General features: G+C 57.6%; 16 protein-coding genes. 6 read left to right on the top strand and 10 right to left on the bottom strand.

Annotated features, from left to right (window positions below; translation table 11 throughout):
- Positions 1 to 48 precede the first annotated feature (48 nt).
- The 3 genes from pulA to GJU83_RS02005 all read right to left on the bottom strand — a co-directional run bounded on the left by pulA (position 49) and on the right by GJU83_RS02005 (position 5907).
- Positions 49 to 3213 carry a pullulanase-type alpha-1,6-glucosidase gene (pulA, locus tag GJU83_RS02015; RefSeq protein WP_153633554.1) on the bottom strand — a complete coding sequence of 1055 codons (3165 nt, stop codon included), beginning with the start codon at positions 3211 to 3213 and terminating at the stop codon, positions 49 to 51.
- A 217-nt stretch (positions 3214 to 3430) separates the two neighbouring features.
- The gene (locus GJU83_RS02010; protein ID WP_228715142.1) at positions 3431 to 4759 is read right to left on the bottom strand and encodes a carbohydrate porin; all 1329 of its coding nucleotides are present in this window, start codon (positions 4757 to 4759) and stop codon (positions 3431 to 3433) included.
- Positions 4760 to 5034: 275 nt separating this feature from the next.
- Positions 5035 to 5907: a MurR/RpiR family transcriptional regulator gene (locus GJU83_RS02005; protein WP_069183306.1), complete on the bottom strand. Its 873-nt coding sequence runs from the start codon at positions 5905 to 5907 to the stop codon at positions 5035 to 5037.
- A 211-nt stretch (positions 5908 to 6118) separates the two neighbouring features.
- Between GJU83_RS02005 and zwf the strand changes: the two genes are divergently transcribed.
- From zwf to GJU83_RS01990, 3 genes are read left to right on the top strand one after another with little or no spacing between them, the layout of a single operon-like run.
- Complete coding sequence (gene zwf / locus GJU83_RS02000; RefSeq protein ID WP_069183307.1) at positions 6119 to 7594, top strand: glucose-6-phosphate dehydrogenase; 1476 nt, start codon at positions 6119 to 6121, stop codon at positions 7592 to 7594.
- On the top strand, positions 7587 to 8300 hold the full coding sequence (gene pgl, locus GJU83_RS01995; protein ID WP_083231793.1) for a 6-phosphogluconolactonase: 714 nt from the start codon (positions 7587 to 7589) through the stop codon (positions 8298 to 8300). The genes zwf and pgl overlap by 8 nt, the downstream gene beginning before the upstream one ends.
- Before the next feature lie 29 nt (positions 8301 to 8329).
- A complete protein-coding gene (locus tag GJU83_RS01990) occupies positions 8330 to 8977 on the top strand; it encodes a bifunctional 4-hydroxy-2-oxoglutarate aldolase/2-dehydro-3-deoxy-phosphogluconate aldolase (RefSeq protein ID WP_069183684.1) in 648 nt (215 codons plus the stop codon).
- A 609-nt stretch (positions 8978 to 9586) separates the two neighbouring features.
- Here GJU83_RS01990 and pyk read toward each other — a convergent pair.
- Both pyk and gap read right to left on the bottom strand, forming a co-directional pair.
- Complete coding sequence (pyk, locus tag GJU83_RS01985) at positions 9587 to 11035, bottom strand: pyruvate kinase (RefSeq protein WP_069183309.1); 1449 nt, start codon at positions 11033 to 11035, stop codon at positions 9587 to 9589.
- A 68-nt stretch (positions 11036 to 11103) separates the two neighbouring features.
- Positions 11104 to 12108: a type I glyceraldehyde-3-phosphate dehydrogenase gene (gap, locus tag GJU83_RS01980; RefSeq protein WP_069183310.1), complete on the bottom strand. Its 1005-nt coding sequence runs from the start codon at positions 12106 to 12108 to the stop codon at positions 11104 to 11106.
- A gap of 169 nt (positions 12109 to 12277) precedes the next feature.
- On the opposite strand from gap, the gene edd reads away from it, so the two are divergent.
- Positions 12278 to 14098 (top strand): phosphogluconate dehydratase, encoded by a 1821-nt coding sequence (edd, locus tag GJU83_RS01975; RefSeq protein ID WP_069183311.1) that lies wholly within the window; start codon positions 12278 to 12280, stop codon positions 14096 to 14098.
- Positions 14095 to 15060: a glucokinase gene (locus GJU83_RS01970; protein WP_069183312.1), complete on the top strand. Its 966-nt coding sequence runs from the start codon at positions 14095 to 14097 to the stop codon at positions 15058 to 15060. Before edd ends, GJU83_RS01970 begins: the two co-directional genes overlap by 4 nt.
- A 21-nt stretch (positions 15061 to 15081) precedes the next feature.
- On the opposite strand, the gene GJU83_RS01965 is transcribed toward GJU83_RS01970, so the two are convergent.
- Positions 15082 to 15822: a nitroreductase family protein gene (locus GJU83_RS01965; protein WP_069183313.1), complete on the bottom strand. Its 741-nt coding sequence runs from the start codon at positions 15820 to 15822 to the stop codon at positions 15082 to 15084.
- 92 nt (positions 15823 to 15914) lie between these two features.
- Here GJU83_RS01965 and GJU83_RS01960 point away from each other — a divergent pair, with 92 nt between their 5' ends.
- A complete protein-coding gene (locus GJU83_RS01960) occupies positions 15915 to 16535 on the top strand; it encodes a uracil-DNA glycosylase family protein (protein WP_069183314.1) in 621 nt (206 codons plus the stop codon).
- On the opposite strand, the gene glpD is transcribed toward GJU83_RS01960, so the two are convergent.
- The 4 genes from glpD to GJU83_RS01940 form a co-directional block, all read right to left on the bottom strand.
- A complete protein-coding gene (gene glpD, locus GJU83_RS01955) occupies positions 16536 to 18038 on the bottom strand; it encodes a glycerol-3-phosphate dehydrogenase (protein ID WP_069183315.1) in 1503 nt (500 codons plus the stop codon).
- Positions 18039 to 18130: 92 nt separating this feature from the next.
- On the bottom strand, positions 18131 to 18895 hold the full coding sequence (locus GJU83_RS01950; protein WP_069183316.1) for a DeoR/GlpR family transcriptional regulator: 765 nt from the start codon (positions 18893 to 18895) through the stop codon (positions 18131 to 18133).
- 107 nt (positions 18896 to 19002) lie between these two features.
- Entirely contained in the window at positions 19003 to 20253 is a 1251-nt protein-coding gene (locus tag GJU83_RS01945) for a substrate-binding protein (RefSeq protein ID WP_069183317.1), read from the bottom strand.
- A 176-nt stretch (positions 20254 to 20429) separates the two neighbouring features.
- Positions 20430 to 21308, bottom strand: a complete 879-nt coding sequence (locus tag GJU83_RS01940) for an aldo/keto reductase (RefSeq protein WP_069183318.1) — start codon at positions 21306 to 21308, stop codon at positions 20430 to 20432.
- Between the last annotated feature and the right edge of the window lie 3 nt (positions 21309 to 21311).

Genomic DNA, 21311 nt, shown 5'->3' with positions numbered 1-21311 from the left:
AGCCACCGGGCCAACCGGTGGCCATATCGTTGTCTGAGCAGCCGCTGTTTAGCGGGTAAAGACGCCAACGGAAAGCGCCGGAACGGAGAAATCGCCGCCCGATGCGCTCGCAGTCTCTGTTGGTGATGTGTCCGCCATAACAGCAAAGGTTCCGCTCAGCCCCGTGCTCAGGGTCTGGGTGCTATTACTAGCGTTGATAACGACGACAATCTCATCGTTGGCGGCATCGAGGTCGGGCAGGCCGTTACTAGTGTCATCCAGCAGGCTGTAACCGATCACTCCCGGAATCTGGCCTGTACCGGTATTCAGAAACCGCAACCGGTTCTGGATGGCCTCGGCCGTTTGTAGGCGGAACAGCGGGCAGTCCCTGCGGACGGTCAGAAGCTCGCGGACCTGTTGGTTGGTGTAGGCAATCGCTTCAGGTGTAGGCGCCGCACCCGCGCCTGCTGACTGAATCACTTCGGTGATCAGATCCCAGTTTGAGCCGTCCTTGTCCTGACGAGGCAGACCCCGGTTCCAGGCAGAGCTCTGGTAACTGAAGTCCACTTCGTTGTACCAGTCGCCGGAGTCGTAGCTGTCCCGTTCCATGGATTTTGAGCGCAGCAACTCCGAACCCATGTGCAGGAAGGGGATGCCCTGGCTGAGGATGGGCACGGCCAGGCTGACCACCTGCATTTGTGCCCGCTCCATGGTCGTCGCTGCGTAATCCGCCTTATACTGGTTGTTGTCCCACAGGGTCTGGTTGTCGTGCTTGGAGACGTAGTTGATGATTTCCTGGGGATCGTCGGTGTAGCCGGCATTCTGCCCGTTGTAGTCGATCTGGCCGCCGCTCAGGATTTCTCCGTTGCCAGTTTCAAAGCTGAAATCCTTCAGGCTGCCGGCGATACCGATGCGCACCCAGTCACTGACCTGGAGCAGGCGGTTTTTCTCGTCGTCGCTGCCAGTGTTGCGGTCGTTTGGAAAAGTGAAGAGGCCGTTGCCGAAGCCTTGGTTAGCGCGGATGGCATCGCCGCCGTCAAACGGGCCGCCACCACGGACGGCATCCCGGAGCCGGTCGTTGAAAGACCCTATGCCGGTGCCTGCCATATTCGACTGGATGGCGTTCTTGCCCCGGGCATTGTTGGCCACTTCGCCGAAGTTCCAGGCTTCCCCGTAGAAATAGGTGTCAGGATCAACCGCCTTTACCGCTGCGAGGGCTTTTTCCATATTGCCAAGCATATGGTGGCCCATGAGGTCGAAGCGGAAACCCGAAATCTTGTACTGGTCGGCCCAGGTTACCAGTGAGTCCACCATAAGCTTTTCCATCATGGCGTGCTCGCTGGCCGTGTTCTCGCAGCAGGTGGATTGTTCGACCGCACCGGTTTCCGGATTCTGGCGGTGGTAATAACCGGGAACCAGCTTGTCCAGAACGGAATTTTCGGCCAGCCCGGATGAATTGGTGTGGTTGTACACCACATCCATGACCACGTTCAGGCCAAGTGCAGTGGCCGCCTGCACCATTTCCCGGAATTCGAGGATGCGCTGGGTGCCGTCTGTGTCGGAGGCGTAGCTACCCTCCGGAACGGTGAAATGTACCGGGTCGTACCCCCAGTTGAAGCTGTCCAGGTCGCGGAAGGTGTTGTAGAGGGCCTGGGCATCGCCAGTCAGCGGATCGAATTCGCCCAGCACCTGACGAATCGTTTTGCCACTGGCGCAGTATGCCTGATAGGCGCTGGCAGCCTCGTCGGACAGATCGCACAGGCGGCTGAAATCATCGTTGATGTCGACAACCCCGGTGGGGTCTTCGTTGACGGTGGCAATGTCGAAAGCTGGGAGCAGATGCAGATGGGTGACGCCGGCATCGGCCAGGGATTTCAGGTGCGCGACACTGTCGACGCTGCCGTCTGCTGGCGCGGTGAATGCACGGTATTTGCCTCTCAGTGCTGGATCGAGGGTTTCATCGGTGGCACTGAAATCACGAATGTGGGTTTCATAGACAACCACGTCCTCCGGAGCCAGCATGGTCGGTGTTGACAGCGAGTCCCAGCCTGCCGGCTTGTGGTTGCTTGCCAGATCCACAATCTGGGCATACTGGCCGTTAGTTGAGAGGCTGAGTGCATAGGGGTCTGAAACCATCGTGGTCTCGATGGCGCCCGTTCTGGGATGGTAGACAGTCACTTCGTACTGGTAGAACTGCTGATCCAGTTCCGCAAAACTGCCGCTGTGGGTCCAGACGCCATCGACCTCAGACATGCTGATCGGGTAGCCCGGAAGCAGCGAGCCTGAATCGTCGAAAACGTGCAAACGCAGAGACTGGGCGGTGGGCGCCCAGACGGCGAAATTCACGTCGGCGCTATTTACCACGGCTCCCAGCTCACCGTTATAGGTAAACAGGTCATCCAGAACACCCGGGATCTGGACACCGGTGGCCATAACCAGGTCGTCGCTATTGTTGAAGCCGGCAGCGACCAGTTGGCCTTTCAGGGCGGCTTTGATGTCAGAGTTACCTGCCTGAACCTCAAAGGCTGGCCAGTCACTCAGGTGCGGGAATTTTTCCGCAAGGGCTGGCGCCAGGGTCGTTGCCGAAAGCGTCAGGGGCTGTCCGCCGTCAAGCGTTTCGTTTTCGGTAACGGTGATTTGCGCATTCTGGTCATGCCTCAGTTCAACCCGGGCCAGGCTGCCTGCGTCCTTGATCACTACCGTGGTTTCATCAAGCCAGTGAGCCTTGGCTCCGGCGATGGTAACAGCCTCCGCCTCAATCGGAGTCTGCGACAATTCCTGGCTGCCGCTCAGGGTAAAGATGCGATCGCCAAGGGCGCCAAAGTGCCAGCGGTGGTCGAGGCCGCCCAGGTCTTTTTCATCACCTTTGTGCATGATGAAGTTCATGCACTCTCCGGCTTCGCGCATCGGGATCAGGTACCAGGCTCCGTAGGTGTCGCTGACACCATCCGGTAACCGGGGACTGCTCCATTCTGTGGGAACGCCTTCGGCAAGGCCGTCGCAGCCGTCTGCGGGGTTGTTCCAGAGATGCAGGCCCCAGCCGCTGTAGTTGTCGTCAGGTCGTTTGTAGTAGAGCAATGCTTCGTTTTCGCCCGGCTCCAGGAGGGCATCGGTCTGGCTGCCACTACCGGTGCCGTCGTCCGGCGCAGGGTTGTCGCTTCCGGAATTGCAGCCGGCCAGCGCCAGCGAAAACGCCAGTGCAAGGCTGCCCGCAACCAGTTTTTGCTCAGGCATGGGAAATCCCCTTTTCCATTGTTTTTGTTTGGTTTAGAACCCTTTCGGGTCAGATTCATAGTTGCGTGATAAAGCCGGAAGGACATCCTTCGGCGGGCAATTTTTCGGGGCGTAGATGGAATAGTGCCGGGGTAGTAGAAAGGGGGCAGCACACAAAAAAAGGGGCCGGCAAAAGCCGGCCCAGAGGAGGTCCAACGAGAGTGTGGGTTTTAGAGCCTTACCACCAGGCTTCGATCTGGGCGCCGATCTGGATATCTCCATCGACACCTTCACCACCGCGCGCTGCTTCGGCTTCGTCACCAAAGAAGGTTGCGGCGTAGGCACGGATTACCGGGCGCGCCCAGTATCCGGGGCCAGCTTGCCACTGCTGGGCGATCGCGAATTTACCGAGGTCCTGGGATTCGGTGAACCAGGGGCGGTCGGTGTCGCTGTAGCCCACTTCGATTGCGGTGCTCATCACCGGCGACCAGTTGTAGATCGGGCGGGCAACAATGCTCAGACGCTCGCCGTCTTTGGCGGCAGGATCATGCGATTCGGCCTGCTCGTAGACCACGGAATGGCCCAGATCCCAGCCTTTGCCAAGCTTGATTACACCATGGTTGAGTACGCGCCAGCTGGATTCGAAGTAGCCGGCCACGTTGCCGTTGTCCACCCGGCCACCACTGGCATTCTCGGCCAGCGCAAAGCCCATGGAATCGGCGCCGTACTGAACCGCGAACTTGTTGAAACCGCCCATCACGCCGGAAGAGAACTCGGCGGTGAAGAAATAGCCGTTCTCATCATTAATACCGGCGTCTTTCTGGGCGTCTGTGAGGTCGGCCATGGCGTAGATGCCGATCAGCTCCAGGTTATTGCCGCCTGCCAGAGGGAAGGAATAGCGCACGTCGACCTTGTTGTTCTGAACAAAATTGTCACCGTCGCTGGTATCGGAATTGGTGTAGGCCAGTGAGAGTTGGCCGGAGCCCGCCGTGATGTTCTCGATACCGGCACCGTAGCCGGCGTTACTGACATAGAACAGGTCCAGCTGGTGGATATCCTTCCGCTTGTAGAATCGCTTACCGGCCCACAGGGTGGCCCCGGGCAGTGATTCGATCACGTTATTGGCGGATACATAGAGCTGGCGAAGTGCAATATCACCACCGCCGTAGGGGTCGGAACTGTTCGACGTGGTTTCCTGGTTACCAAAATCCACGTTGTTGATGTTGTTGAAGCCGTTCAGGGCCTGGTAGTCGTTGCCCTGGCGGTTGGCACTGTAGGCCAGCATGGAATCAAAACGGAAGGTTTTGCCGTCCTGGCTGAAGAGTTCATCACCCAGTGACAGTTCAGAATAGGTGTCGCACTCATCGGCCAGACGTCCAACGTAGTGGCCGGTGGAACCGCTGCCGAAACAGGTTTGCTCGCCACCGCTGCCAATATTGGTGGACACGCCGGCCCGGGCATAGCCATGGAAATCGACAGCAACGGCTGGCGTTGCCAGGACTGCGGCGGTGATTGCGGCAGCCAGGGGAAGCTTGTTTGCGGTAAAGCGCTTTTTGTTTTGCATCATCTGTGTCCTGTGCTTTTTATCTTTTTTAAATGTCAGGGAAGCGGAATCTCCGGATGCCGAGATTGGATTGGCAATGGCCGGATCAGGCTTCCGGTTCCCGCGATTGCAGCTTCTGCCAATCAGACATTGGGAAACCGGATTTCATAGTGTTGTAACCTAGGCGGTAGTACATCATCCGCCCCGAAGAATTTGGGGGGTGAGTTTTCAGGGGGAGGAGGGGCGTAGGAGGAGGAGCCCCTCTGTTGTTCGCTTTGCTATCTTTCTTTTGGTTGTATTCAGCTCGGCGGAAAGCGTGTTGGTTTGAGGCTTTCCTTGATCTTTTTGAGGTGCCCGAGGAAATCCGCGCCGCGTTTGAGGGTTACACCGGTTGCCAGGATGTCGATAACGCTGAGGTGAATGATGCGTGAAGACATTGGCATGTAGACCTCGGTGTCCTCCGGAGCGGTCACGCCCAGTACCACCGTGCAGCTTTCCGCCAGGGGTGAGTCGGGGTTAGTGATGCCAATCACAGTGGCGCCGTTTGCCCGCGCCAGTTGCGCGATATCGACAGTTTCCCGGGTGCGGCCTGTATAGGAAATAAGGACGATCACGTCACCGACGTTGGCGCCGGCCGCAACCATACGTTGCATCAAGGCGTCGTCGTAAGACATGACCGGGATATTGAAGCGGAAAAACTTGTGCTGAGCGTCCATGGCTACAGCCGCAGATCCGCCCATGCCAAAGAAATTGATCTGCTTGGCCTGGATCAGGTAATCGATCGCGGTGGCCAGGGCTTTCGGGTCGAGCGCCTGCCGGGCTTTGTCCAGGCTGGCAATGGTACTGAGCATGATCTTGTCGGCGAATTCGGCAACGGTGTCATCCGGCTCCACATTCTGGCCGATGTAAGGGGTGCCGGTGGCAATGCTCTGGGCGAGGCGGATTTTGAAATCCGGGAAGCCCGTGGCAGAGAAACCGCGGCAGAAGCGGTTGACCGTTGGCTCGCTCACATCGGCGGCTCTGGCCAGTGCAGCTATGCTGTAACGGGTGGCCGCGCTGGGGTCGCGGAGAATGGCCTCGGCCACTTTGCGCTCGGATTTGTTAAGGCTGTCCAGTCTGGACTGGATGTCCTCAAGCAGATTGTCGTCACGGTGCGCCTGGTTCGCGGCCATCAATGGTACTCCCTGAATCATGGGCGGTCGGTGTCTTGAAAACGCGGTGATTATACCGCTTTTTTACCGGTTTTGGGGTAGTAAAAGTATCACGAAAAGCAGTTTTTTCTTGGAATATTGATTTTTGAATGTCATTATTTGTTTAAAATTACTACATTGAGTCCGGTCGTCGAGTTTTTGCGACGGACTGCCCACCAGAGAGAAGGAACCAATGGTCAACAAGATCAATACCCGTTGTGACCTCATGCTATTCGGAGCGTTGGGGGACCTAGCCCAGCGAAAACTGTTTCCGGCGCTGTACCAGCTGGAGCGAGCCAACCTCCTGGCCGACGGTAGCCGGGTGCTGGCCATTGCCCGCACAGAGGCGGATACCGAGACCGTGCGCCAGCAGTTGTTTGACAAGCTGAAGCAGCATGTAAAGCCGGAGGAGTTCGACGGTGAACTGGCCAAGTCTTTTCTGAAACGGGTTGATTACCAGATTCTGGATTTTAACGAACCGGAGGCCTTTGGTGTGCTCAACGATTGGCGGGATGACGCCAACAATGAGCTCATCGTATACATGGCCACCCCGCCGTCCATGTATGGTGTTATAGCCCGAAACTTGCGCTCCGCCAGTTGCTGTACCGAGAAGACCAGGGTGGTGGTAGAGAAGCCGATCGGCCACGACCTGGAGTCCTCAAAGGTGATCAACGATGAGCTGGGCGAGGTCTATAACGAGAATCAGCTGTTCCGGATTGATCATTACCTGGGCAAGGAAACCGTCCAAAACCTGATCGCCCTGCGATTTGCCAACAATCTGTTTGCCTCGCAATGGGACCAGAATCATATATCCCATGTGGAAATCACGGTGGCCGAGAGCGTGGGCATCGAGGGCCGGTGGGGTTACTTTGACAAGGCTGGCCAGATTCGCGACATGATCCAGAACCATCTGTTGCAGCTGCTGTGCCTGATTGCCATGGATCCGCCTTCAGACCTGTCCGCCGACAGCATTCGCGATGAAAAGGTGAAAGTCCTCAAGGCATTGAAGCAGATAACGCCAGACATGATGGACAGCTATGTGGTCCGCGGGCAGTACACCGCCGGCACCAGCAATGGCAAACCTGTGCCCGGCTATCTGGAAGAGGAAGGGGCGAACAAGGGCAGCGCTACTGAAACCTTTGTTGCCCTGAAAGCCGAAATCGATAACTGGCGTTGGTCCGGCGTGCCCTTTTACATCCGCACGGGCAAACGCCTGCCGGAGAAGCTGTCTCAGATAATCATCCACTTCAAGCCGGCACCGCACTACATCTTTGATCCCGACCAGAAGCATCTGGCCAACAACAAGCTGATCATCCGACTGCAGCCCGATGAGGGGATGGCTCTGAAGATCCTCACCAAAGACCAGGGGCTGGACAAAGGCATGCGCCTGCGCCAGGGCCCGCTGGAGCTGACATTCTCGGAGACCTTTGCCACCGACCGGATACCCGACGCCTACGAGCGTCTGCTATGGGAGGTGATGAAAGGCAACCAGTACCTCTTTGTCCGCCGTGACGAGGTGGAGTTCGCCTGGCGCTGGGTAGACCAGGTTATCCAGAACTGGAAAGACAGCGGCGAACCGCCCAAGCGTTATGCCGCTGGAACCTGGGGGCCGGTTGCCTCCATCGCCATGATCACCCGGGATGGGAGAAGCTGGTATGAAGATGTCTGATCTGCGCTTGCCCCAGGGTGTTCGCGACTGTTCAGGTGAAACGCCTGAGGCTGTGGCCCTGAATCTTGCGGATGCGGTTGCAGAGTTTCTGGCTGCCCGCCTGAGAGAAGCGCCCAGGGCGAGCCTGGTGTTATCCGGCGGCTCCACGCCGCTGCCATTTTTCAAGGCGCTTTCCAGCAAGAATCTGGAATGGGGCAGGGTAGACGTCCTGCTGGCGGATGAGCGTTGGGTGGACGAAAGCGATGACGCCAGCAACACCCGTCTTGTTCGGGAGAATCTGCTGCAGAACCAGGCGGCGTCGGCCCGATTCCTGTCGCTCAAACAGCCCGGTGCCACACCTGCCGAAGGCCTGGAACGGGTCAAGGCCGAGCTGGCGGATCTGGCCCTGCCCATCGACGTACTGATTCTCGGCATGGGCAACGACGGCCACACGGCGTCGCTGTTCCCGGATGCACCGGAGCTGAAGAGTGCCATGGATCCCGAGTGTCAGGACATCGTTGCCGCTGCTACGCCCGCGTCGCAACCCCAAAAGCGCATCACCCTTACCTGGCCGCCCCTGAGAGATGCCCGCTTCAAGGCATTGCATCTGAAGGGCGAGGACAAGCTGCAGACACTGGAGCGTGCCCTGTCAGAACCGGACGAGGTTCTCGAAATGCCCATCAGAGCTTTCCTCAAGCCTGGCCTCCAGCTGTTCTGGAGCCCCTGAAACGCCCGACCTTTGTTATGGAGAAAACCATGAATCAACTTTCCGACTACCATCGCGAGCGCGTCAGGGCAGTACTGCAATCCTCACCCCTGGTGCCAGTTATCGCTATCCAAGAGCTCGAAGACGCCGTGCCGCTTTGTCAGGCACTGGTTGATGGCGGCATCAACGTCCTGGAAATCACCCTGCGCACCGAACACGGCCTCAAAGCCATCGAAGAAGTCCGCAAAGCCATCCCGGACGCCTGGGTGGGCGCAGGTACCGTGACCAGCATTGCCCAGTATCGGCAGGTTGAAGCCGCTGGCGCCCAGTTCGTGATCACCCCGGGCGTAACCGAAGCCATCCTGGAATTCGGCGTGACCTCCGAAGCCCCGCTGTTGCCCGGCATCGCTACCATCTCCGAGATGATGGTGGGCTATAACCTCGGCTACCGCGAATTCAAATTCTTCCCTGCCGAAGTCGCCGGCGGCATCCCGGCCCTAAAAGCCTTCAGCGGCCCCTTCCCGGATGTCACTTTCTGTCCAACCGGCGGCATCCGCCGAAACACCGCAGCCGACTACCTGGCTCTCGGCAACGTCCAGGCCGTTGGCGGCACCTGGTTGACCCCTGCGGATGTGGTGGCGGCCAAGGACTGGGCACAGATTACCGAGATTGCGCGTGGGAGTCTTGCTGATCTCTAATTTCCGACTTGGTTTCCCAGACTGGAAGTTTTGGAGTGGGCGCATTTTGGGGCAGGGCTTCCGGGAAACGCTACGAGCACCCCTTCGGGGTCCAGCCAGCAATCACAGATTGCTGTCGTTCGTCTGTCGCATGAAGCTTCGCTTCATAAACGCTCCGCCTCACCCATGTGCGCTTGGCGCTGGCCGTCCCTGGCCAGCGACATTCCCGGAAGCCCTGCCCCAAAGCGCTTGTCAAACTTTCCGATAACGCCATTAGTCACCGTGATTTCGTAGGTCGGATTAGCCGCAGGCGTAATCCGACGGACTCGTCGTGGGTTTCCCGGTTTAAAGACTGTTTGTCGGATTACGCCCACGGCTAATCCGACCTACATGACTACAATGACATTCGTAGCAATCGAAAAACTGTCACGCAGAGATAACTGAAAGCTTTGAAGGAGGGAGTGGGGCTCCCCTTTCCAAAAATGTCTGTGGCCAAGGATGGCCACAGCCAAGCGCACATGGATGTGCTCGTAGCGTTTTTTGGAAAGGGGAGCCCCACTGCCGCCGGCACAAGACTCTCAGGCTACAAGGTCGTGCACCGACGACAGCGGGCTAATCAGGAAGTAAAAATCAGCGAATGTCAGAACCAACCCGGACAATCTTCATGGTATTGGTCCCACCCTGAGCATTCACATAATCACCCTTGGTAATCACCACCAGATCACCATCCTTGACTGCCCCGCGATTTACCAGCTCCGACACGGCCAACGCATTCGTCCGCTCGTTCGGGATCTTGGCAGAATCGAAAGGCACCGTCTGAACGCCCCGGAACAAAACGACCCGATGCTGCGTGGAGTGATGGCGCGAAAACGCAAAGATTGGCAGGCTCGACTTTATGCGTGACATCAACCTCGGTGTGGCGCCGGTTTCGGTCATGCAGATGATGGCCGAGACACCCTCAAGGTGGTTGGCGGCGTACATGGCCGAAAGCGCGATGGCCTCGTCCACCGCTTCCATGCTCTCGTGAATCCGGTGCTTGGACTGATGCATCGATGGATGCTTCTCGGCACCAAGGCAGATGCGCACCATGGCTTCCACGGCTTCCTTCGGATAATCACCCACCGCGGTCTCGGCAGAGAGCATCACCGCGTCGGTGTAGTCCATCACCGCGTTGGCAACGTCTGAGACTTCGGCTCGTGTTGGCATCGGGCTGGTGATCATCGACTCCATCATCTGCGTGGCCGTAATCACCGCGCGGTTAAGAACCCGGGCGCGGGAGATGATGTGCTTCTGGACGCCAACCAGCTGTGCGTCTCCGATTTCCACGGCCAGGTCGCCGCGGGCAACCATCACGGCATCGGAGGCTTCGATGACCGCGTCCAGGGCTTCCACATCGTCGGCAAGCTCTGCCCGTTCGATTTTCGCCACCAGGCCGGCGTCAGAGCCGGCTTCCTTCAGCAGCCGCCGGGCGATGTGCATATCCTCGGCGGTGCGAACAAAAGAAACCGCCACGTAATCGGCACCGAGTTTGGCGGCTGTGACGATGTCCTGCTTGTCCTTTTCCGTCAGTGCTTCAGCGGACAAGCCGCCGCCACGCTTGTTCAGGCCTTTGTTATTGGAGAGCGGGCCGCCAATCAGAACCGTCGAGGTGATGCTATGGTCGCTCACCGACTGAACTTCCATCTCTATGCGGCCGTCATCGAGAACCAGGATGTCGCCCGGTTCCACATCTTCGATCAGTTGCTCGTAATCGATCCCGACTCTTTCTTCGGTACCGGCCTCCTTGTCCATGGCAGCATCGAGGATAAACGTCTGGCCGGCCTGAAGGGTGACCTTGTTCTCCGCAAAGCGGGCGATGCGAAGCTTGGGGCCCTGCAGATCGGCGAGCAGCGCGACGAACCGGCCCTGGGCTGCAGCCGCTTCGCGGACACGGCGGGCTCGTCCGATGTGCTCCTCGGCGCTGCCGTGGGAAAAGTTCAGTCGGGTAACGTCTACTCCGGCGGCAATTATAGCTGCGAGGGATTCCGGCGAGTCAGTGGCGGGGCCGAGGGTGGCGACGATCTTGGTACGCCTGAGCATGGTTTGTGTCCTTTGGTTCTTCAAAATGGTCTCGAGCAGGGTAGCGGAATCAGCTGGGCCGGCCAGTTTTACTGGCCGGCCTTGATCAGGGCGAGTGCATTATCCAGCATGCGGTTCGAGAACCCCCATTCATTATCGTACCAGGCCATGACTTTTACGTGACGGCCCAGAACGCGGGTGTGGTTGGCGTCAAAGATGCTGGAGAGCGCGTTGTGATTGAAGTCCACGCTGACCAGCTTCTCGATATTATAGCCAAGAACCGGGTTCTGCTCGGCCGCCGCTTTAACCGCTTCGTTGACTTCCTCTGCGGTTGTCTCCCGGCTGGCAATGAAGCCGAAATCCACCAGTGACACATTGATGGTGGGAACGCGAACGGCCAGGCCATCGAGTTTGCCGTCCAACTCCGGAATGACCTTGCCAATGGCGGCAGCGGCGCCGGTCTTGGTTGGGATCATTGACTGGGTGGCTGAGCGTGCCCGATAGAGGTCGGAATGGTAGACGTCGCTCAGCTTCTGATCGTTAGTGTAGGAGTGGATGGTGGTCATCAGGCCACTCTCGATACCAATGGTCTTGTGCAGGGCTTCAACCACCGGAGCCAGGCAGTTTGTGGTGCAGGACGCATTGGAGATGATGTCGTGGTCGGCGGTCAGTGTTCCGTGGTTAACGCCGTATACCACCATGGCATCCGCATCAGGGCTGGGTGCCGAGATGATAACCTTGCGGGCGCCGGCCGTCAGGTGTGCAGCCGCCTTGTCGCGTTTGGTGAAGAGGCCGGTACACTCGAAAACGACATCAACACGGTGGTCTTTCCAGGGCAGTTCTTCGGGGTTGCGGAGAGCGGTAATGGCAATCCGGTCCCCTTTAACGGTCAGGGATTCTGCGTCGTGACTGACGTCGGCGTTAAATCGGCCATGAACGCTGTCATACTTGAGCAAATGAGCGTTGGTTTCGGCGTCGCCAAGGTCGTTGATGGCAACAACCTGGAGCTGGCTCCGGTAGTTATTTTCATACAATGCTCTGAGAACATTGCGACCGATGCGGCCAAAACCGTTGATTGCGATACGGATTGTCATCGTCTGACTCCTTGGGTGGTCGTTTTTTGTTCGTTTAACCTCAGTAATGTAGTAAATATAACAACAAAAAAAGAATAAATGAACGATTAAACGGTGGTAATGCTAAAAAAAGAAAGTAAAATTACATCTAAAAACGACCACTCTAATAGATTATGCAATGGAGCCCACCATGCACCCGACCGTAGACAAGGTTACCCAGAGAATTATTGAGCGCAGTCGCTCAACGCGGCAGGATTACCTGAACCGCATGAACGCTCTCAAAGCCCAATCCCCGCACCGGAGTTCTCTGTCCTGCGGCAATCTGGCCCACGGTTTTGCGGCCTGTAGTCAGGGCGACAAAGACACCCTGAAGTTCATGAACAAGGCCAATGTGGCCATGGTAACGGCCTATAGCGATATGCTTTCGGCCCACCAACCTTACGAAAAGTTCCCCGATGTTATTCGGGAGGCGGCCCGGGGGATGGGGTCCGTGGCCCAGGTGGCCGGAGGCACGCCTGCCATGTGTGATGGCGTAACCCAGGGCCAGCCGGGTATGGAGCTGAGCCTGTTTTCCCGGGACACCATCGCCATGAGTACGGCCGTGGCCCTGAGCCACAACATGTTTGATGCCACGATGCTATTGGGCATCTGCGACAAGATTGTTCCGGGCCTGCTGATCGGCTCGCTGAGCTTCGGCTATCTCCCTACCATTCTGGTTCCGGCAGGCCCGATGCCTTCAGGTCTGCCGAACAAGGAAAAGCAGCGGATTCGACAGCTTTACGCCGAGGGCAAGGTTGGCAAGGATGAATTGCTGGAGGCCGAGAGCAAGTCCTATCACAGCCCCGGCACCTGCACGTTTTACGGCACGGCCAACAGCAACCAGCTGTTGGTCGAAGTCATGGGGCTGCATTTGCCGGGATCGGCTTTTGTAAATCCCAATACCCCGCTGCGCGAAGAGCTCACCCGTGCCGCAACCGAGCAGGTGATCAAATTGTCGAAGCCTCACGGAGGCGAGCTTGGTCTTGGCGATATGGTGGATGAGAAGAGCATCGTCAATGCGCTGGTAGCGCTGCTGGTTACCGGTGGCTCCACCAATCACACCATTCACTGGATTGCCATTGCCCGGGCTGCCGGTATCATCATCGACTGGAATGACTACGCCGAGCTTTCTTCCGTGGTCCCCTCCATGACCCGCATCTACCCCAATGGCCAGGAAGACGTGAACGCGTTTCACGAGGCGGGAGGTACCCCGTTCCTGATCCGGGAGCTGCTGAGCGGCGGGTACCTGCACAATGACGTAAACACGGTCGTGGGCTATGGCCTTGAGCGCTATACCGAGATGCCGGAGCTGGAGGATGAGAGGCTGGTGTGGAAGCCGGCGCCGGAAAAAAGCCTTCGGCCGGATGTGCTCAGCCCGGTTGCGGAGCCGTTTGCACCCGATGGTGGGCTACGGGTGCTCGATGGCAATCTGGGCCGGGGCGTGATCAAGGTTTCTGCCGTTGCTCCGGAACACCGGATAGTTGAAGCGCCGGCCGTGGTGTTCAACGACCAGAACGAACTAAAGGCAGCTTTCGAGGCCGGCGACCTGGATCGGGATTGCATTGTGATCGTGCGGTTCCAGGGACCCAAGAGCAATGGCATGCCAGAGCTGCACAAGCTTACCCCTTACCTGGGCGTGTTGCAGGATCGCGGGTTCAAGGTCGGACTGGTGACGGATGGCCGTATGTCCGGCGCGTCGGGCAAGGTGCCCGCGGCGATCCATGTCTACCCGGAGGCGCTGGATGGTGGGCCGCTGGCCAAGGTCAAAAATGGTGACCAGGTTTGTCTGGATGCCGAAAAGGGGATTCTTGCCGTCCGCGTGGATGAGCAGGAGTTTGCCGGCCGGGATTCTGAAAATGCGGACCTGACCGGGTATCATCACGGCTATGGTCGGGAATTGTTTGGCTGGATGCGACGTGCGGCCAGCAATCCCGAGGAAGGCGCCAGCTTTTTCTGGAATCATGAGGCATGACAGAAACACATTACTCACTGGTCGGTGACATCGGCGGCACCAATGCGCGTTTCGCGCTGGTAGAGAAGGGCAGTGTGCAGCCCGGGGCTATCGAGATTCTGCCCTGCGGGGAATACGCCAATCTCGATGACGCCGTGCGGGATTACCTGGCCCGGGTCGGAGTTTCAGAGGTGGATGGAGCCTGTCTGGCTGTTGCCTCACCGGTTCGAGGCACCCAGGTTCGCATGACCAACAATCACTGGCGCTTTGATATCGAAGAGGTCCGGGCGCAGTTTGGCTGGTCCAGGTTCAAGGTGATCAATGACTTTACCGCCATGGCGCTCGGCGTTCCCCATGTTCCGGACGAACACCTTGTGCATGTGTGTGGTGGGCCGGGCGACAGCCGTCGCCCTCGACTGGTTATGGGGCCTGGAACCGGGCTCGGTGTTTCGGGCCTGGTGCCCATTGAGCATGGCTGGGTACCGTTGATGACCGAAGGCGGCCACGTGGATTTCGCCCCCACCGACGATACCGAAATGGCGGTGCTGCGGATTCTCAAGGCCCGATTTGGGCGGGTGTCCGTAGAGCGTATTCTTTGTGGTCAGGGCCTGCTGAATCTGTATCAGGCCCATGCCGAGATCCAGGGCGTGGCCGCACCACTGGATGCGCCGGAAAAAATCACCGCGGCTGCGGTGGAAAACACCGACAGCCTGGCTCGACACACGCTTCGCCACTTCTGTGAAATCCTCGGCCGTGTAGCCGGTAACGGGGTTCTGACCCTGGGCAGCACCGGCGGTGTTTATCTCTGCGGCGGAATCCTGCCCCGTTTCCTCGAGTTCTTTCTGGAAAGTCCCTTCCGGAACGGCTTTGAGGATAAAGGCAGAATGCGCCCGCTGCTCGAGTTCACGCCGGTCTATGTGGTTACTGAGCCGTACACCGGGCTGCTGGGCGCTGCCGAGGCACTGGGCAATCCGGAGGTTTGATGCCGGATTGCCTTTGCTGGTTTAGAGGTAGTGGACCAGCTGGCTCTGATCGAAACGGTACTGGCGGTTATACACACCGTTTTCCGCCCGGCGGCCGGCGGCCAGTACCATGGTCACCAGTCCTTTTCCGGGCAGGTTGAGCAGTTTCTTGACACGATACTCGTCAAAACCCTCCATGGGGCAGGAATCATAGCCGTGGGCCCGGAGTGCAAGCATCAGGTTCTGGGCCGCCAGGGCGGTGGATTTGGTGGCCCAGATTTTCATCTCGCAGGTTGAGTAGGGGCCCCGGGGGACAGGCCGGGTGATTCCCACGGCAAGGCCTGCCGCTTTCTTCGCTAACCCCAGAATCCCGAAGGGGCCCTGGTTGTAGTGAATGGGGGCGACTTTGCGGTAGTACTTTTCAACGATCGGCGGCAGCTTTTCTTCTGGCCAGTCTTCCAGGGCTTGTCGGGCATGAGCTCGCCAGCTATCCGGTCGGGCAACCACCACGATCAGCGCGGCGGCGGTTTTCGCGGCATTCTGGCCAAGACAGGCGTGGGCAAGTTTCGCCTTCAGCTCCGGAGTGCGGACAACGAAAAATTCCCAGGGCTGAAGGTTGCTGGAGTTTGGGGCAAGTGTTGCCAGCTCGAGGCAATCCTCAAGCACCTTCTCCGGAATAGGCTCATCGGTGAAACGCCTGATGGAGCGGCGGGTGCGAACGACTTTTCGGAACTCCTCGACATCAATTTCCGGCAGAGGAAGAGGGCCTGCTTTGGCATTCATGGTGTGTCCTTCGAGACTTGTTGTGTCGTGATTGTGCCTCTATCGTTACGGGAAATGCCCGTTTATGCAATCACCCTGACAATGGAACGTTCATGAAAGAGGATCTCTCCCGGCTTCCCTTCGACGACCTGGTTCGGCGCGTGCGGGCGTGTACGATTTGTGCGGACGTTCTTCCACGTGGCCCAAGGCCGGTCATCCAGATATCGGAAAGCGCCCGCATTCTGGTGGTCGGGCAGGCGCCGGGCAGGCGAGTGCATGAAACCGGGTTGCCCTTCAATGATCCCAGCGGCGATCGGCTTCGGCAATGGATGGGGATAACCCGGGATACCTTTTATGACGAACAGAAGCTGGCGATCCTGCCCATGGGGTTTTGCTATCCGGGTACCGGCAAATCCGGGGATCTTCCGCCGCGACCAGAGTGCGCGCCGGCCTGGCGCAACCTGTTGCTGGATCGTCTGCCACACATAGGGCTGACGCTGGTCATCGGGCAGTATGCTCACGCCTGGCATCTTCCGGGTACCGGCAAATCCGTTACGGAAAATGTCAGGCGGTGGCGGAATTATTGGCCAGATCTGGTGCCCTTGCCGCACCCGAGTCCCAGGAACAATGGCTGGTTACGAAAGAATCCCTGGTTCGAGAATGAGGTGGTCCCGGGTTTGCAGCTCCTGGTCAATAAAATGCTGGACGCGGATGGTCGTTCTGGAATCGAATGATCAGTGACGGGGTAGTGCTGTCTCCTTCAGGTAGTCTCGCAGTAGTTCCCTATTCTCATTAGAGATGTAGAGGCCTTGCTTGGTTCGTCTCCAAAGTACATCGTCGGCGGTAATGGCCCATTCATTGGCAACCAGATAATCCACTTCGCTCTGGAAGAGAGTTGGTGTGAAAGCCGTTCCAATGTCAGCCAGAGAATGGTTCCCCTCAAGAAAATCGAAGGTGCTGGTGCCGTAGGTTTGCACATAACGTGATATGGCCGCATCGGGCAGCCAAGGGAATCGTGTTTTAATCTGCGCTCCGAGTCCCTGCTGATTCACGAAGTCGCCTCCTGGCAAAACCGCGCTTCGGGTCCACGGTTGCCCGGCATCAGGAAAATAGTCGCAAAGCCTGTTCGTAACGGCTTCTGCGAGCTTGCGGAAGGTGGTGATTTTGCCACCGAAGACTGAAATCAGGGGGGCAAGGGCAGCACCCTCGCTGACCTCGAAAGAATAGTCCCTTGAAGCCTTCTGGGCCGGCTCCTCCTCATCGTCCATGAGTGGCCGAACACCTGAGTAAGACCAGATCACATCAGAGGTGTCGAGCTGCCGTTTAAAATAGGTGTTCACAATATCCAGGAGATAGTGAGTCTCCTCGGGGGATATGCTGGCGGCTTTCGGATCTCCGTCGTATTCAACATCGGTGGTGCCGATGAGTGAGAAATGGTCTTCGTACGGGATCACAAAGACAATCCTGTCGTCCTCATTCTGCAGGATGTAGGCTTCCGTACCCTGGTTCAGGCGGGGCACAACAATGTGGCTACCTTTGACCATCCTGATCTGTTTCGGCGCCTTCATGCTGAGGCTCTCGCCGAAGAGACGGCTCACCCATGGCCCGGTGGCGTTGATAATGACTTTTGCCGATATGGTTTTCTCTGAATCGGAGAGCACGTCTTTCAGTGTGGCGATCCATCGGTCTTGGCCGCGCTCTGCTTTCACGCATTTCGTACGCGTCAGGATTTGTGCCCCTTTCTGTTCTGCTTTTTTAGCAGTCAGAACGACCAGCCTGGCATCGTCTACCCAGCCGTCCGAGTACTCGAAACCCTTGGTTATTTCGGGTTTGAGGGGAGAGTCCTCTTCAAAAGAAATTGATCGGGAGCCGGGGAGGATTTCCCGTTTTGCAAGGTGGTCGTACAAAAACAAACCGGTACGAATCATCCAGGCTGGCCGTAGATGAGAGCGGTGAGGAAGCCTGAACCGCATGGGCCACATGATGTGCGGAGCGTTTCGTAACAGCGCTTCGCGCTCTGCAAGGGCTTCCCGGACCAGGCGGAACTCATAGTGTTCGAGATAACGGAGGCCGCCGTGAATCAGTTTGCTGCTACTGGAGGAAGTGGCAGATGCGAGGTCATCCATTTCACAAAGCAGGACCTTTAGGCCTCGTCCTGCTGCATCCAGCGCGATGCCAGAACCATTCACCCCGCCGCCAACTACAAGTACATCGTAGACATCCTGATCTTGTGCCACTTTTCACAGTCCCTGAACGAGCATTGGTTGATGGAACTGATTATGGGGAATGGTGCGGTGTTCGTAAAGGAAAAACGCGAAGAAAAACGAAACTAATCGCCGGTGATGTGAACCTCTACTCCATTTACTTCAAGCAGTTTGCGAATCTTCTCTGGTGGCCGAGCATCGGTGAACAGATGGTCTGCCTGGCCAATGTTCCCCAGGCGCACCATGGCATTTCGACCAAACTTGGAGTGGTCAGCGGCCAGGAGCACTTCAGTAGAGTTGGCAATGATCGATTGGGCAACACGAACTTCCCGGTAGTCGAAATCCAGTAGGGAACCGTCGTGGTGAATGCCGCTGATGCCTATGATTCCATAATCCATTTTGAACTGATTGATAAAATCCACGGCGGCCTCCCCAACGATGCCGCCATCGCGATTACGAACCTCACCGCCAGCAATGATGATGTGGAAGTCTTCCTTCGCCGAGAGGATGGAAGCAACATGGAGGTTGTTGGTGACGATGCTCAGGCCGCGCTTTTGTAGTAGTGCTTTGGCAATGGTTTCAGTGGTAGTGCCAATATTGATGAACAAGGATGCATTGTCCGGTATGTGCTGCACAAGTGCGTTTGCAATCCGTTCCTTGGCTTCCAGGTTCATGATTTTGCGCTGCTGGTAAGCAGTATTGGCCGTGCTAGAGTCGACGCCCGCGCCGCCATGGTGCCGGCGAAGCCGATTTTGCCTCGCCAGCTCGTTGAGGTCTCTCCTGATAGTTTGTGGCGTTACGCCAAACTCTTCGACGAGTTGCTCTGTCGTTAAGAATCCGGATGCTTGTATCAAGTCCATGATCTGTTCAAGACGGTGTTTCTGGGACATCCTGGAGCCTTGTTGTTATGTTCGGAATCGAAAGTTTACGCAAACCCTTGGAAAATTCAAAAAAAAGCCCCGCCATTCAGGGCGGGGCTCGCAACGCGTGATTCGATCTAGAGGCTCAGAGGCTTGCCAGCCTCCCGGCGCCGCTCTTCCCATTCTTCCCGGGTCTGGGCTGCCTGATCGCCGGGCATCGAATCGATGATGCTGAAATAATCGGAACTGTATTCGTCAGCGATGATGGTGTTGCGTGGTTTCACTTTCACCACGTACACAGTCTGGATATTCTGGTGATCGAAGTCCCGCCAGTACTGCTCGTCCTTCAGGAACGTGTATCTGTGTCCCTCGAGGGCCCGTATGAGGCGGGCGGTATTGGTGGTTCCGGTACGCTCCACAGCATCCTTGTATTGGTAAACGATGCTGTAGGCAGAGGCCGCAGCGGTGGATGGCCGCATTTCATATCGCGCTGAGAAGGCCTCTACAAATTCCTTGCCTCGCGGGTAGTTCAGCTCGTAGGGTGCGTTCCACACCCAGGGCGAGCCGCCGATAACGCCTTCCATAATGGTGGGGCCCACCTGGCGCGCCATTCCGAGGGTGAGATTGGGTACAACTATCTGCATTTTCTTGGTTAGGCCCATTTCATAGGCGACATTCAGGGCTCGCACCATGTCGTCACCGAAAAGAACCATCATCAGAACCTTGGCATCGCTCGCTTCCGCCTGCTCCAGCGCTTCACGGAAGTCGGTAATCAGTGCTCGGGGGAAAGGCGTTTTCACGCCCTGGTGGCGCTGGGTGTCCTCGGTTCCCGAAAATTTTCGTACCGACTCTTCCACGGACCAGCCCCAGGTGTAGTCAGCGGTGATGTAGAAGTAGTCGTCGTTGGCGTGATTGGTTGTGAGGTATTGGCTAAGCGCCTTGGCCGTCATCCATGCGTTGTAGGGCTCCCGGAACATGTGTGAGTGACCCTCGGCCCCGGTGGTGGCGTTCGAGTAGGTGAGGGTACCGAAGTAAATCCGGTCGCGATCCCGGGCGGCTTTGCCCGAGGCAATGGCAACGGCGCTGGACACGCCGCCGAACACCATCTGGACGCCTTCACGGTCGATAAGCTCTGCGGTGTTTTTTGCGCCCTGAGCAGGTTCGCCACGGGTATTTCTGATCACCAGCTCCAGCTGGCGACCCATGACACCGCCGGCCTTGTTGATTTCGTCAACGGCCAGGAACGCGCCCAGACGCTGTTGCAGGCCCTGATCCTTGTAGCGACCGGTTTGCGGATAGTTCAGGCCGATTTTCAGGGTTTCGGCATAGACAGTGGAGCTCACCAGCAACAGCAGGCAAGCAGAAAAGAGTACTTTTCTGATCTTCATTCAGGTTGGCCTCCGGAGTTGCAGCGCCAATGGAGGGAGAGGGCTGCGAATCTTTTTTGATTATTTGTTAAGCAGAGCTAGTGTCAGCGCTGATTATGGAGTCAACAATGGGACTAAAGTGGAATTTTCGGTAACAAATTGTAGGTCGGTGACTTCTATCAACTTTACGATGCCCCTCAGGGCACCGCGGTTTGACGCATTGCCTCCAGCAGGGCGAACCAGAGCGGTCTGGGGAGAGTTGTGCGGGCGCCCTTGAGCGCTGCCTCAATTCTCGCCTCACGCATGGAGCCAAGAACCGGAATCGGGGCACCCGGAAGCTGCCGCAACCACGCGATGGCCAGCCCCGTCGCGCACAGTCCGGTTTCTTCTTTGGCGGTTTGCAGCAGGCTTTCTGGAACCGAGCCGGGCAGGGCACCACCAGCCAGTGGTGACCAGGCAAGCCAGCGCAGGCCATCGCTAAGGTGGGCCTCAAAGGTGCCATCGAACAACGGTGATGCATGGTTGAGTGACAGCTCGCTCTGATTACACACCAGGGGCAGGCGGGTGTTTTTCTGAAGCCAGCGCCACTGCTCCGGCAGGAAATTGGATACCCCAATGTGCCGAATCTTGCCAGCGCTGACGGCCTGCTCCAGGGTTCTCGCCAGGGTTTCCGCGTCCAGCAGCGGATCCGGCCGGTGAATCAGGAACGTGAGGATTTGCTCAACCCGCAGCCGGCTGAGAGACCTGTCGATAGCCCCGGAAAAATAGTCTGCTTCGGCCCGATAGTGTTTAGTGGTCCACTGGCTGGTGTCCTGATGGGCAGGCACAATGCCGGCTTTGGAAATAACCTGTACTTTCTGACGCAGTTCCGGCGAGGCCATCAGTGCCTCGCCGAAAATACGCTCACACTCGCCATCGCCGTAGATGTCGGCATGATCGAAGACAGTCAGTCCTTCATCCAGCCTCCCCTGGATCCAGTCTGCCAGCCGTGCCGGCTGGCACAGATCTGCATGGTCGAGCAGACGCATCATGCCGGGAACAAGAGGGGTGTCTTCCAGAAATCTCGAATAACTCATGGT

It is taken from the genome of Marinobacter salsuginis (assembly GCF_009617755.1).
Lineage (GTDB): Bacteria > Pseudomonadota > Gammaproteobacteria > Pseudomonadales > Oleiphilaceae > Marinobacter > Marinobacter salsuginis.
Note: the sequence above shows the minus strand (reverse complement) of the source record. Positions and strands in the feature narration are given on the sequence as shown.

Coding starts and splice junctions, on each gene's coding strand:
- GJU83_RS01965 (WP_069183313.1), bottom strand. CDS start 15,822: ATGAATGCCAAAGCAGGCCCTCTTCCTCTGCCGGAAATTGATGTCGAG.
- zwf (WP_069183307.1), top strand. CDS start 6,119: ATGGTCAACAAGATCAATACCCGTTGTGACCTCATGCTATTCGGAGCG.
- GJU83_RS01960 (WP_069183314.1), top strand. CDS start 15,915: ATGAAAGAGGATCTCTCCCGGCTTCCCTTCGACGACCTGGTTCGGCGC.
- pulA (WP_153633554.1), bottom strand. CDS start 3,213: ATGCCTGAGCAAAAACTGGTTGCGGGCAGCCTTGCACTGGCGTTTTCG.
- GJU83_RS01940 (WP_069183318.1), bottom strand. CDS start 21,308: ATGAGTTATTCGAGATTTCTGGAAGACACCCCTCTTGTTCCCGGCATG.
- pgl (WP_083231793.1), top strand. CDS start 7,587: ATGTCTGATCTGCGCTTGCCCCAGGGTGTTCGCGACTGTTCAGGTGAA.
- GJU83_RS01970 (WP_069183312.1), top strand. CDS start 14,095: ATGACAGAAACACATTACTCACTGGTCGGTGACATCGGCGGCACCAAT.
- GJU83_RS02010 (WP_228715142.1), bottom strand. CDS start 4,759: ATGATGCAAAACAAAAAGCGCTTTACCGCAAACAAGCTTCCCCTGGCT.
- GJU83_RS02005 (WP_069183306.1), bottom strand. CDS start 5,907: ATGGCCGCGAACCAGGCGCACCGTGACGACAATCTGCTTGAGGACATC.
- edd (WP_069183311.1), top strand. CDS start 12,278: ATGCACCCGACCGTAGACAAGGTTACCCAGAGAATTATTGAGCGCAGT.
- GJU83_RS01945 (WP_069183317.1), bottom strand. CDS start 20,253: ATGAAGATCAGAAAAGTACTCTTTTCTGCTTGCCTGCTGTTGCTGGTG.
- pyk (WP_069183309.1), bottom strand. CDS start 11,035: ATGCTCAGGCGTACCAAGATCGTCGCCACCCTCGGCCCCGCCACTGAC.
- GJU83_RS01950 (WP_069183316.1), bottom strand. CDS start 18,895: ATGTCCCAGAAACACCGTCTTGAACAGATCATGGACTTGATACAAGCA.
- GJU83_RS01990 (WP_069183684.1), top strand. CDS start 8,330: ATGAATCAACTTTCCGACTACCATCGCGAGCGCGTCAGGGCAGTACTG.
- gap (WP_069183310.1), bottom strand. CDS start 12,108: ATGACAATCCGTATCGCAATCAACGGTTTTGGCCGCATCGGTCGCAAT.